The 11,916-nt window shown below is 42.8% G+C and carries 14 protein-coding genes; all 14 read left to right on the plus strand.

Annotated elements, in window-relative coordinates; translation table 11 throughout:
- Positions 1 to 8: 8 nt before the first annotated feature.
- Complete coding sequence (locus AB3329_RS04345; RefSeq protein WP_368394516.1) at positions 9 to 2,405, plus strand: glycogen/starch/alpha-glucan phosphorylase; 2,397 nt, start codon at positions 9 to 11, stop codon at positions 2,403 to 2,405.
- A gap of 756 nt (positions 2,406 to 3,161) precedes the next feature.
- Positions 3,162 to 3,365 carry a F0F1 ATP synthase subunit C gene (locus tag AB3329_RS04350; RefSeq protein WP_368394517.1) on the plus strand — a complete coding sequence of 68 codons (204 nt, stop codon included), beginning with the start codon at positions 3,162 to 3,164 and terminating at the stop codon, positions 3,363 to 3,365.
- Positions 3,366 to 3,410: 45 nt separating this feature from the next.
- Entirely contained in the window at positions 3,411 to 4,127 is a 717-nt protein-coding gene (gene atpB / locus AB3329_RS04355) for a F0F1 ATP synthase subunit A (protein WP_368394518.1), read from the plus strand.
- 17 nt (positions 4,128 to 4,144) lie between these two features.
- On the plus strand, positions 4,145 to 4,642 hold the full coding sequence (atpF, locus tag AB3329_RS04360; RefSeq protein WP_368394519.1) for a F0F1 ATP synthase subunit B: 498 nt from the start codon (positions 4,145 to 4,147) through the stop codon (positions 4,640 to 4,642).
- Complete coding sequence (locus AB3329_RS04365; protein WP_368394520.1) at positions 4,642 to 5,178, plus strand: F0F1 ATP synthase subunit delta; 537 nt, start codon at positions 4,642 to 4,644, stop codon at positions 5,176 to 5,178. Before atpF ends, AB3329_RS04365 begins: the two co-directional genes overlap by 1 nt.
- A 15-nt stretch (positions 5,179 to 5,193) precedes the next feature.
- Positions 5,194 to 6,699 carry a F0F1 ATP synthase subunit alpha gene (gene atpA, locus AB3329_RS04370; protein WP_368394521.1) on the plus strand — a complete coding sequence of 502 codons (1,506 nt, stop codon included), beginning with the start codon at positions 5,194 to 5,196 and terminating at the stop codon, positions 6,697 to 6,699.
- A 15-nt stretch (positions 6,700 to 6,714) separates the two neighbouring features.
- Positions 6,715 to 7,593: a F0F1 ATP synthase subunit gamma gene (locus AB3329_RS04375; protein WP_368394522.1), complete on the plus strand. Its 879-nt coding sequence runs from the start codon at positions 6,715 to 6,717 to the stop codon at positions 7,591 to 7,593.
- Positions 7,594 to 8,132: 539 nt separating this feature from the next.
- On the plus strand, positions 8,133 to 9,539 hold the full coding sequence (gene atpD, locus AB3329_RS04380) for a F0F1 ATP synthase subunit beta (RefSeq protein WP_368394523.1): 1,407 nt from the start codon (positions 8,133 to 8,135) through the stop codon (positions 9,537 to 9,539).
- Between the two features lie 12 nt (positions 9,540 to 9,551).
- The gene (locus AB3329_RS04385) at positions 9,552 to 9,968 is read left to right on the plus strand and encodes a F0F1 ATP synthase subunit epsilon (RefSeq protein ID WP_368394524.1); all 417 of its coding nucleotides are present in this window, start codon (positions 9,552 to 9,554) and stop codon (positions 9,966 to 9,968) included.
- A 187-nt stretch (positions 9,969 to 10,155) separates the two neighbouring features.
- Positions 10,156 to 10,548 carry a DUF1310 family protein gene (locus AB3329_RS04390; RefSeq protein WP_368394525.1) on the plus strand — a complete coding sequence of 131 codons (393 nt, stop codon included), beginning with the start codon at positions 10,156 to 10,158 and terminating at the stop codon, positions 10,546 to 10,548.
- A gap of 3 nt (positions 10,549 to 10,551) precedes the next feature.
- Positions 10,552 to 10,743, plus strand: a complete 192-nt coding sequence (locus tag AB3329_RS04395; RefSeq protein WP_368394526.1) for a hypothetical protein — start codon at positions 10,552 to 10,554, stop codon at positions 10,741 to 10,743.
- Positions 10,744 to 10,909: 166 nt separating this feature from the next.
- The gene (locus AB3329_RS04400; protein WP_368394527.1) at positions 10,910 to 11,296 is read left to right on the plus strand and encodes a DUF1310 family protein; all 387 of its coding nucleotides are present in this window, start codon (positions 10,910 to 10,912) and stop codon (positions 11,294 to 11,296) included.
- A gap of 6 nt (positions 11,297 to 11,302) precedes the next feature.
- Positions 11,303 to 11,482 (plus strand): hypothetical protein, encoded by a 180-nt coding sequence (locus tag AB3329_RS04405; protein WP_368394528.1) that lies wholly within the window; start codon positions 11,303 to 11,305, stop codon positions 11,480 to 11,482.
- Positions 11,483 to 11,773: 291 nt separating this feature from the next.
- The coding region (locus AB3329_RS11635) for a DUF1310 family protein (protein ID WP_438272892.1) at positions 11,774 to 11,916 on the plus strand (143 nt) is incomplete at its 3' end.

Consider the following 11,916-nt stretch of genomic DNA (forward strand, 5'->3'; position numbering starts at 1 on the left):
GGAAAAAAATGCAACTCACAAAAGAACAATTTATTCGTGATTTTAAGGATACACTTCACGAAGAACAACTGATTAAGGTGCCGGCGGCAACGCCGACTGAAATATTTGCGACCTTAGCAAAACTGGTTCGTAAGTATTACACCGACACTTGGATTGACCGCAATCGCAAACTCTCTGAGAATCAGGAAAAAATTGCTTATTATTTTTCTATTGAGTTTTTGCCAGGTCGTATGCTGGAAACAAATCTCCTTAATTTAGGTATTTTGGATTTGGTAAAAGAGGCTTTTGCTGATTTGGATGTCGATTTCAATGCAGTCAAAAATGCAGAGCACGACATGGCTTTGGGAAACGGCGGTCTGGGCCGTCTGGCTGCTGCTTTTATGGATTCTTTAGCAACGACCGGCTACCCCGGTTTTGGGAACGGTCTGCGCTATAAATACGGCCTGTTCAAACAGCGTATTGTTGACGGCTATCAAGTAGAGCTGCCGGATTCTTGGTTCGGCTCAACTGGCAACGTCTGGGAAATTCGCAAGGACCATGATGTTGTAGATGTCAAATTATTCGGTGATGTCCAGCTGCAGGCTAATGAAGAAGGCCGGATTATTCCTGTCTACAAAAATGCACAGGTTCTGCGGGCTGTCCCTTATGATGTTCCGCAGATCGGTTTTAAAAATAATGTTATCAATAATCTGCGTCTATGGGACGTTGAAATTCCTGAAGAATATGAACTGAATTATCCAACGATTGCAGATCGCCGTCGTGTTCAGGATATAACAGCCACACTCTATCCTGATGATTCCAGCTATGAAGGAAAGGAACTGCGTCTGATTCAGGAATACTTCATGACGAGTGCCGGACTGCAGACTATCATTAAGTCTTATCTCAAACTTGGCCGTCCGCTTGAGACTATTTATGAAAAGGTTTCTGTTCATATTAACGATACCCATCCGGCTGTTGCTCCAGCTGAGTTCATGCGCCTTTTGATCGACGACTATGGTTTGTCTTGGGATAAGGCTTGGGAAGCTACTGTGAAGACTATGAGCTATACCAACCACACGATTTTGTCTGAGGCGCTTGAAAAATGGGACGCCAACCTGTTTAAGACAGTTTTGCCGCGTGTTTATCAGATTGTCCTTGAGATTGACAGCCGTTTCGTTGCTGAAATGACTCAGAACAATGTGGCTACCGATATTATTGAAAATACTCGGATTGTCAAGGATAATCAGATTCACATGGCTAATCTGGCCATTATCGGCGGCCATTCGGTCAATGGTGTAGCCAAACTTCACACAGAACTGCTCAAAGAAGATACGCTGCGTGATTTTTACACCCTGTATCCGGATAAATTTAATAATAAAACAAACGGTATCGTTCAGCGGCGCTGGACTCAAATTGCTGCTCCGGAACTGTCGGAAGCAATTGATGCTACCATTGGCACAGGCTGGCGCCGAGATATTCATGAACTGCAAAAATTAAATGACTTTGCAGATGATAAAGCTGTTCTTGATCAGTTCTATCAAGTGAAAAAAGAAGCAAAGGCAAAATTAGCGGCTTATATTCTGGAAACAACAGGGATTGAAGTATCTACAGATGCTATCTTTGATGTGCAGGTTAAACGGCTCCATGCCTACAAACGGCAGTTGCTCAATGTTTTGCACATCATCAAACTGTATTGGGACTTAAAAGACAATCCTGATAAGGATATGGTTCCCCGTGTTTTCATTTTCGGAGCTAAAGCGGCGCCGGGCTATCACTTTGCGAAATCGGTCATTAAACTGATCAATGAATTGGCTAATTTGGTTAATAATGATACCAGTCTCCAAGGCAAACTGAAAGTAGTTTTCTTAGAAAACTATAATGTCAGTCTGGCCGAACTGATTATTCCGGCGGCTGATGTATCTGAGCAGATTTCACTGGCTTCCAAGGAAGCATCAGGCACTTCAAACATGAAATTCATGATGACGGGCGCGATTACACTGGCCACTCTTGATGGTGCAAATATCGAAATTAAAGATGAAGTCGGTGATGATAACATTGTCATCTTCGGTATGGATAAAGATGCGGTCTACCATCATTATGAAGCGCATGACTATTATTCCCGCGGAGTCTATGAAAACAATCCTGTTATCAAGCGTGTTGTCGATACCTTTGTTAATGGAACGATTCCAAATGCGCAAAGCCAAGGAAGCGAAATTTATGAATCGCTTATCGCATACAATGATGAATATTTCTTGCTGGAAGATTTCCCTTCCTATGTTGCTGCTCAGGAGCATATTGATGCGCTTTACCGTGATAAGGAAAAGTGGGCGCGTATGAGCCTTCTTAATATTGCTAACTCAGACAAGTTTACATCGGATGACACTATTACGGCTTATGCTGAGGAAATCTGGAATTTGCGTAAATAAGGCTTCTCTTTCTGCCTTTCCTATAGATAAAAAAACGGCTCAGGCCGTTTTTTTATTAAGATACAAAGCCCGTTTAAAAATCCGTATGAAAATAGGGGATGGCAAGTGATGCTGGCATCACGATGCCAGCCATCTTTTTCACTAGGATTTTAGGGCGTGTTCAGTTCATAAAGATACAAAGGGCGTTAAGAACGCAAAAGGAAAATAGGCGGTAAGTCCGAAATCTTTGATTTCGCAGACGCACCCCTGCCAGAACGACTAGAAAGGTGCGGTCGACTGTTAAGGCGACAAAGCTTTCAGTCGTTTACGGCTGCCTAACTGTGAAATCAGTTCTATGTTTGACCATACTTTTCCCGCAGCGTTTAGCCCGTGTTCAATTCACAGGATACAAAACTCGTTCAAGCTCACAGCAAAAATGGCGGTAAGCCAGAAATCTATGATTTCGCAGGCACCCCCTGCCAAGACGACTAGAAGGGTGCGGTCGGCCGCTAGGTAAAGTCGCGGCAGCCTCTTTGATTCGATGTGAAAATTTGGTTTTAGCATTGGAGGGAAGAAGAGGCGGAAATTTTTAAATGAGTTCAGTGGATTCTTAGTTCTGAATTTTTAAAAAGCCAACAGCTGAAAATGGGCTGAAAGCAGAGAAGAGCAATGGTTAAGAATGGTTTAAGAAAGAGAGCAGAAAAGCAAGTAATTTATTGACATTCCCTAAAAATAAGACTAAAATAACAAGGTAAAATTTTTTTAAGGAGAACTCTTATGTTGAATTTAAATATCTTAGCGCTTGGGATCGCTGTTTTAGGTGTTAGTCTGGCAGAAGGTTTTTTAGTTTCTAATATTGCTAAGTCTGCGGCACGTCAGCCGGAGATGTACAGTAAACTGCAAAGACTGATGATTCTTGGTGTGGCTTTTATTGAAGGAACCTTTTTCGTTCTTCTTGCAGCAACCTTCTTTGTCAACTAAGCAGCTGGTTTTTACTGTAAAACCAACTAAGAAGGAGGGGTAACGTTGGAAACATTAGAAAATCCAACCCTACAATTTTTGGGCATTGAGTTCGATTTAACAATTCTTGCAATGTCTCTCTTGACTGTGCTTGCTGTCTTTTCTTTTCTTTTCTGGGCCAGCCGCCGTATGACTTTGAAACCTAAAGGCAGACAAAATGTGTTAGAGTATCTTTATGAATTTGTCATAAATACCATTAAACCAAATTTAGGAGCTTATACACAAAATTACAGTTTGCTTTTATTTACCTTCTTTTTCTTCATTTTGATTGCTAATAATATTGGCCTAGTTACCAAGCTTGAAGTTGGTGACTATAATCTGTGGACATCTCCAACAGCCAATTTTTCAGTTGACCTGACTCTGTCTTTGATGGTAGCCTGTGTTGTTCATGTTGAAGGCATTCGAAAAAATGGGATTAAGGATTATCTGAAAGGCTATCTGGCTCCTCAGCCGATTATGCTGCCCATGAATATTTTAAGTGAACTGACTAATATAGCTTCACTAGCGCTGCGTCTTTTCGGCAATATTTATGCCGGTGAAGTGGTCACGACGCTTTTAGTGCAGCTGGCTAATTGGAAGCTTTTTATGGCTCCGGTTGCCTTTGGTATCAACTTGGCCTGGACGGCTTTTTCAATGTTTATTTCAACGATTCAGGCTTACGTTTTTACCATGTTGGCATCGTCCTATATCGGAGACAAAGTTAACGGCAGCAGTGAAGAATAAGAAAGGAGTAAAAAGAGATGGAGATACTGATTAACAGTACAACGATTGGTAATATCATCATTATTACAGGTTCAGTGCTTCTTTTGCTTGTTCTTATCAGAAAATATGTTTGGGGACAACTGACAGGCATATTAAAAAACCGTGAAGAAAAGATTGCTAATGATATTGACAGTGCAGAAGCTGCAAGGCAGAAAGCAGAGGATCTGGCCGATCAGCGTGAACATGAACTTGTTCAGGCAAAGGGAGAAGCCAGCCAAATTATTGATGATGCTAAAGAGCTGAGCACAGCTAAGGGTCATCAGATTATCACTGCGGCAGAAGAAGAGGCTGGCCGGCTGAAGACAAAGGCCAGTCAGGATATCGCTCAGGATAAAGCAGAAGCCCTGTCTGATGTTAAAACAGAAGTAGGTGACTTAACAGTCCTTTTAGCTGAAAAAATTTTGACGGCTAATTTGGACAAGGAGGCACAAAGTCAACTCATTGACCGTTATCTTGATGAGCTAGGAGAAGTCTGATGAACAAAAAAACACAGACAGTGCTTGAACGGTATGCCAAAAGTCTTGTTGAAGTAGCCGTGGAACAGCAGCAGACAGAAATACTGGCTGAAGAAATCAGGACTGTATTAACAGTCTTTTCTGAAACAGATTTGGCTGCTGCCCTGAAGCATGACGGTATCAGCCAATCGGCTAAGGCGGATCTTATCCGAACTTTTCAGAGATCTGCCTCAGTCTATTTCAGTAATTTTCTGGAAATTGTTATACAAAATGAAAGAGAAGCTTATCTGTATGAGATACTGCAGCTTGTCTTAGAAAAACTGTCTGACGTGACCAATACTTATGATATTGTTGTCACATCAGCGGTTGCTTTAACCCAAGCGCAAAAAGAGCGGGTTCTAAAAATAGCTGCTGATAAATTAGCTGTCAGCAAAGGCAGGCTTGTTGAGAGAATCGATCCATCCATTATCGGCGGTTTGATTATCGATGCGGATAATCAGGTTGTTGATATGAGTATTCGCCGTCAATTACGGGAATTTAAAATGAATTTAAAATAGAAAGTGGTGTGACTTTTGGCAATTAATGCACAAGAAATTAGCGCTTTAATTAAAAAGCAAATTGAGAATTTTCAGCCAAGTTTTGATGTCACAGAAACAGGAATAGTCACTTATGTCGGTGATGGTATTGCCCGGGCACGCGGTCTGGACAAGGCCATGAGCGGCGAGCTCCTTGAATTTTCTGACGGGAGCTTTGGGATGGCACAAAACCTTGAATCAGATGATGTAGGCATCATCATTTTGGGGGATTTTTCGGCTATCCGCGAAGGTGATGAAGTCAAACGTACCGGTAAAATCATGGAAGTACCGGTTGGCGAAGCGCTGATCGGCCGTGTTGTCAATCCTCTTGGTCAGCCTGTAGACGGTTTGGGAAGTATTCAGACCCAGTCGAGCCGGCCAGTCGAGTTTCCTGCACCGGGCGTTATGCAGCGGCAGTCTGTTTCTGAGCCGCTTCAGACTGGACTTAAGGCTATTGATGCCCTTGTGCCGATTGGCCGCGGACAGCGTGAACTGATTATCGGAGACCGACAAACAGGGAAAACCTCTGTGGCTATTGATGCGATCTTGAACCAGAAGGATCAAGATATGATTTGTATTTATGTCGCTATCGGCCAGAAAGAATCAACGGTCCGTACACAAGTTGAAACACTGCGCCAGTACGGGGCACTTGATTATACTATTGTTGTGACAGCCTCAGCATCACAGCCCTCACCCTTGCTCTACATAGCTCCTTATGCCGGTGTGGCAATGGCAGAAGAGTTTATGTATAAGGGCAAACATGTTTTAATTGTTTATGATGATTTATCCAAACAAGCGGTAGCCTATCGGGAGCTCTCTCTCCTGTTGCGCCGTCCGCCAGGCCGTGAGGCTTATCCGGGGGATGTCTTTTATCTGCACAGCCGTCTTTTAGAGCGGTCAGCTAAAGTTTCTGATGCTCTTGGCGGTGGGTCTATTACTGCTTTGCCTTTTATTGAGACTCAGGCAGGCGATATTTCAGCCTATATTGCAACAAACGTTATTTCAATCACCGATGGGCAGATTTTTTTACAGGAAAGTTTGTTTAATTCGGGAATCCGTCCGGCTATTGATGCGGGATCTTCAGTATCCCGTGTCGGTGGATCTGCCCAGATTAAGGCAATGAAAAAGGTAGCAGGAACCCTGCGGCTGGATTTGGCTTCTTACCGTGAGCTGGAAGCTTTCACTCAATTCGGAAGCGATCTGGATGCGGCTACTCAGGCCAAGCTAAACCGTGGCCGGCGTACGATTGAGGTGCTGAAACAGCCTCTGCACAAGCCTCTCCCGGTTGAAAAACAGGTTCTGATACTCTATGCATTGACGCATGGTTTCTTAGATGATGTGCCGGTAGATGATATCTTGGCTTTTGAAGAAGCGCTTTATGATTACTTTGATCTGCACTATGAGGCTATTTTTGATACTATCCGCACAACCAAGGATCTGCCGGATGAGGCTGATTTGGATAAAGCGATTCAGGCCTTTAAAGATCAATCACAGTTCAAATAATAGGGAGGTTCCAGTATGGCAGGCTCTCTTAGTGAAATTAAAAACAAAATTATTTCGACTGAGAAAACCAGTAAAATCACTAGTGCGATGCGCATGGTTTCATCAGCCAAACTTGTTAAATCAGAACAAGGGGCCAGAAACTTTCAAGTTTATGCGGCCAAAATCCGTCAGATTACGACAGATTTGCTGAAAACGGAACTGACAAGGGGCAGCCGCAATCCTATGCTGCTGGCCAGACCGGTGAAAAGAACCGGCTATATCGTTATTACATCTGATAAGGGCCTTGTCGGCGGCTATAATTCTAAAATTTTAAAAGCTGTCATGGATATTATTAACGAATATCATGCAGCCGATGATGACTATACAATTATTTCGATTGGCAGTGTCGGCTCCGATTTTTTTAAAGGCCGAAAGATGAATGTTGCTTTTGAACTGCGAGGTTTAGAAGATCAGCCCAGCTTCGACCAGGTCGGCCGGATTATTTCCCAGTCCATTGAAATGTATACCAATGAACTGTTTGATGAACTTTATGTCTGTTATAACCATCATGTTAACAGCCTGACCAGCCAGGTTCGAGTTCAGCAGATGCTGCCGATTACTGAGTTAGATGCCGATGAGGCAGCAGAAGAAGGGGTGCGTGATTTTGAGCTGGAGCCTGATCGCAATACTATCTTAGAACAGCTCCTGCCTCAGTACACAGAGAGCCTCATTTACGGTGCTATTGTTGATGCTAAGACAGCAGAGCATGCTGCCGGAATGACAGCTATGCAGACAGCAACGGACAATGCGAAAAATCTGATTGAGGATCTGACCATTCAGTATAACCGCGCCCGACAAGCAGAGATTACGCAAGAAATTACGGAAATTGTTGCCGGCGCTAATGCTTTGGAATAGCAGCAGAAAGGGAATAAAGAAGTCCGACAGTGGTTTTGCTGCCCTTTCTTCTGAATAATTCTTTTGGCTGAATGAAACAGCAAGTTTTAATCGCTTAAAATTATACTAGAGATTTTTAAATCCGCTAAGATAGAAATCTAAAACACTGTAAAAGGTAAACGGCAATAAAAATTTTTCGTTACCGTCTATCTTGATAAACTGAACACGCCCTGAACGCTGCGGGGAAAAGCATGGTCAAATATAGAACTGATTTCACAGTTAGGCAGCCGTAAACGTCTGAAGGCTTTGCAGTCTTTACAGCCAGCCTGCCGCACCCTTCTAATCGTTCTGGCAGGGGTGCGTCTGCGAAATCAAAGATTTCGGACTTACCACCTATTTTCCATTTGCGTTCTTAACGGGCTTTGTATCTTGATAACTGAACATGGCCTAAAATCTTAGTGAAAAAGATGGCTGCCGGCGTGATGTAGTTGGCATCACTCGCCATCCCCTATTTTCATACAGATTTTTCACGGCCCTGTATCTTGACTAAGGAGAAAGACATGAGTTCTGGCACAATTGCTCAGGTTGTTGGTCCGGTTGTTGATGTTGCATTTGCAAAGGACGACAAACTGCCTGAGATTAATAATGCATTGGTAGTTTACAAAAATAGTGATAAATCACAAAGAATTGTTCTTGAAGTGGCTCTTGAACTTGGAGAAGGCTTGGTTCGGACAATTGCCATGGAGTCAACCGACGGATTGACACGCGGGCTGGAGGTTTTTGATACTGGCCGTGCTATCAGTGTTCCTGTCGGTAAAGAGACATTAGGCCGCGTTTTTAATGTGCTCGGCGATACAATCGATTTGGCTGAGCCCTTTGCAGAAAAGGCAGAGCGTCAGCCGATTCATAAAAAGGCCCCGGCGTTTGATGAGCTGTCTACGGCCTCAGAAATTCTGGAAACAGGAATCAAGGTGGTTGATCTGCTGGCCCCTTACCTAAAAGGAGGAAAGGTCGGACTCTTTGGCGGTGCAGGGGTTGGTAAAACCGTTTTGATTCAGGAGCTGATTCACAATATTGCTCAGGAACACGGCGGGATTTCTGTATTTACCGGTGTCGGTGAACGGACACGTGAAGGGAATGACCTTTACTGGGAAATGAAAGAATCCGGTGTTATTGAAAAAACCGCTATGGTCTTCGGTCAGATGAATGAACCGCCTGGAGCGCGTATGCGTGTGGCTCTTACCGGTCTGACAATCGCCGAATATTTCCGCGATGTTGAAGGGCAGGATGTGCTTCTTTTCATTGATAATATTTTTCGCTTTACCCAGGCAGGTTCAGAAGTTTCAGCTCTTCTTGGCCGTATGCCATCAGCTGTGGGTTATCAGCCGACCTTGGCAACGGAAATGGGACAGCTCCAAGAGCGCATCACTTCGACAAAGAAGGGTTCTGTCACTTCTATTCAGGCTATTTATGTGCCTGCTGATGATTATACCGACCCAGCACCGGCAACAGCTTTTGCCCACTTGGATTCGACAACCAATCTTGAACGCCGCCTGACTCAGATGGGGATTTACCCTGCAGTTGATCCTTTGGCTTCAAGTTCACGAGCCTTGGCTCCGGAAATTGTCGGTCAAGAGCATTATGATGTGGCAACAGAAGTTCAGCGTGTACTGCAGCGTTACCGTGAGCTGCAGGATATTATTGCTATTCTTGGGATGGATGAACTGTCCGATGAGGAGAAAACACTGGTTGGCAGAGCCCGCCGGATTCAGTTCTTCCTGTCGCAAAATTTCAATGTAGCTGAGCAATTTACCGGTCTGCCAGGCTCTTATGTACCTGTTTCAGAGACAGTCCGCGGTTTCAAGGAAATCCTTGAAGGAAAATACGATGATCTGCCTGAAGACGCTTTTCGCAGTGTCGGTCCGATTGAAGATGTTGTTGAAAAAGCTAAAAAGATGGGCTTTTAATGAGGTGATCTCATGAAATATATGACAGTTCAGGTCGTAACACCAGATGGTATCAGATATAACCATCATGCCAGATTTATTTCTGTGAAGACTTTAGATGGAGAAACGGGTATTTTGCCGGATCATATCAACCTAATTGCTCCGCTTGACGTTCATGAGATGAAAATCCAGCGGATTGATGATGAAAATCATGAAGATTGGGTAGCAGTAAATGGCGGAATCATTGAAGTCAAAAATAATTTGGTAACCATTGTGGCCGATTCAGCTGAGCGGGCCCGGGATATTGACCTCAGTCGTGCTGAGCGGGCTAAACAGCGGGCCGAACGTGAAATTGAAGAAGCGGAAAGCACTGATAATATCGATGAAGTGCGCCGTGCTCAGGTCGCATTGCGCCGTGCTCTTAACCGTATTAGTGTCGGAAATAAATAATAGCCGGATTGGAGAAACCTCCTTTAATTAAGGATGGGCTTTCTCCAATCTTTTTTTGCTATAATATAAGGCAATAACAGAAGTTGCTTTACTTGATAGCGTAAAACGAACGCGGTCTAAAATCCTACTTCCCTGTTTTATATGGATTTTTAACGGCCTTTGTATCTTTGTTAAAGGAGGCAGATAAATGCCTAGGAAAAAGAAAATTAAGCGCATACTGTTCAGTATCGCAGCTCTTATCGGTATAGGATTAGGAGGTTTCGCTGTGTACCAGCACCACGAAAAGCAAAAAATGATTGAAATAGCGACCAGTAAGGAAGCCAGAAAGGTTTATGAGAAGCATATGAGAGCTAATGACCCTAATGCGCTGACTGAAGACGGCATTATTAAGTCTTATGAAATTGATAAAGACAGTTTAGAACACAATCCTATGGGCGGGCTTATTGTTGATATCCTTGTAAATAATGATGCAGAGGCCTATTTAAGTTTTAATTTGGTAGATAACGGTGATGGAACTTACCACACGGCGTATTATATTGTGTCAGCTAAGCTAGATGATATGTTGGAAGAAAATAGGTAAGTTATGGCTAAAAAATACGTTAACGAAGAAAATCTTCAAACAGCTATGGCAGAATATAATGAAAATATGGTGAAGGGACGTGAAGTTTATACTGAGAATAATCAATTTGTCGGCTTCGTCTCCAAAAACTATGACAATGAAACTGGTGCGGGAGAGCAGACACAGTGTTTTAAAACAAAACAGTTTATGCTATAATGTAAGGTAATAACAGAAGTTGCTTTACCTGATAGCGTAAAGTGAACACGGTCTAAAATCCTAGTAAACATGGTAAAGTCCGCTGCGATGCTGGTCATTGCCCGTCCTTCCTTGATTTATACGGATTTAACACGGCCTTTGTATCTTTGTTAAAGGAGGCAGATAAATGCCTAAGAAAAAGAAAGTTAAGCGCATACTGCTTAGTATCGCTGCCCTTATTAGTATAGGATTAGGAGGTTTCGCTGTGTACCAGCACCACGAAAAGCAAAAAATGATTGAAATAGCGACCAGTAAGGAAGCTAGGAAGGTTTATGAGAAGCATATGAAAGCTAATGACCCTAATGCGCTGACTGAAGACGGCATTATTAAGTCTTATGAAATTGATACCAAAACACTGGAATACAATCCTATGGGTGGAATGGAAGTTAGAATATATTTTAATAATGATAAGGAACTAGACTTTCATTTTGGATTAATAGAAAATGATAACGGGCAATTAGAGTCCTCTGGTTACACTATTTCACAAAAACTTTCAAAATTACTAAAGGAGTGAAGTGATTTGAGTGAGAAAAAATATATTAATGAAAAAAATCTTCAGATTGCCATGACAGAATACAGAGATATCTCTGTTGGTCGTGAAATAAAAGACCAATACGACAGAACGGTCGGCTTTGCTTCTAAAATCTATGACAATGAAACTGGTGCGGGAGAGCAGACACAGTGTTTTAAAACAAAATAATTTATGCTATAATGTAAGGTAATAACAGGAATTGCTTTACCTGATAGCGTAAAGTGAACATGGTCTAAAATCCTAGTAAACATGGTGAAGTCCGTTGCGATGCTGGTCATTGCCCGTCCTTCCTTGATTTATACGGATTTGACACGGCCTTTGTATCTTTGTTAAAGGAGGCAGATAGATGCCTAGGAAAAAGAAAGTTAAGCGCATACTGCTCAGTATTGTTGCCCTTATTAGTATAGGATTAGGGGATTAGGAGGTTTCGCTGTGTACCAGCACCACGAAAAACAAAAAATGATTGAGATAGCGACCAGTAAGGAAGCTAGGAAGGTTTATGAGAAGCATATGAAAGCTAATGACCCTAATGCGCTGACTGAAGACGGCATTATTAAGTCTTATGAAATTGATACCAAAACACTGGAATACAATCCTATGGG

This window comes from Streptococcus huangxiaojuni (assembly GCF_040930515.1).
Lineage (GTDB): Bacteria > Bacillota > Bacilli > Lactobacillales > Streptococcaceae > Streptococcus > Streptococcus huangxiaojuni.

Excerpts from the sequence above, each read along its gene's own strand:
- AB3329_RS04345 (WP_368394516.1), top strand. The coding sequence starts at position 9 with ATGCAACTCACAAAAGAACAATTTATTCGTGATTTTAAGGATACACTT.
- AB3329_RS04350 (WP_368394517.1), top strand. The coding sequence starts at position 3,162 with ATGTTGAATTTAAATATCTTAGCGCTTGGGATCGCTGTTTTAGGTGTT.
- atpF (WP_368394519.1), top strand. The coding sequence starts at position 4,145 with ATGGAGATACTGATTAACAGTACAACGATTGGTAATATCATCATTATT.
- AB3329_RS04365 (WP_368394520.1), top strand. The coding sequence starts at position 4,642 with ATGAACAAAAAAACACAGACAGTGCTTGAACGGTATGCCAAAAGTCTT.
- AB3329_RS04375 (WP_368394522.1), top strand. The coding sequence starts at position 6,715 with ATGGCAGGCTCTCTTAGTGAAATTAAAAACAAAATTATTTCGACTGAG.
- atpD (WP_368394523.1), top strand. The coding sequence starts at position 8,133 with ATGAGTTCTGGCACAATTGCTCAGGTTGTTGGTCCGGTTGTTGATGTT.
- AB3329_RS04385 (WP_368394524.1), top strand. The coding sequence starts at position 9,552 with ATGAAATATATGACAGTTCAGGTCGTAACACCAGATGGTATCAGATAT.
- AB3329_RS04390 (WP_368394525.1), top strand. The coding sequence starts at position 10,156 with ATGCCTAGGAAAAAGAAAATTAAGCGCATACTGTTCAGTATCGCAGCT.
- AB3329_RS04395 (WP_368394526.1), top strand. The coding sequence starts at position 10,552 with ATGGCTAAAAAATACGTTAACGAAGAAAATCTTCAAACAGCTATGGCA.
- AB3329_RS04400 (WP_368394527.1), top strand. The coding sequence starts at position 10,910 with ATGCCTAAGAAAAAGAAAGTTAAGCGCATACTGCTTAGTATCGCTGCC.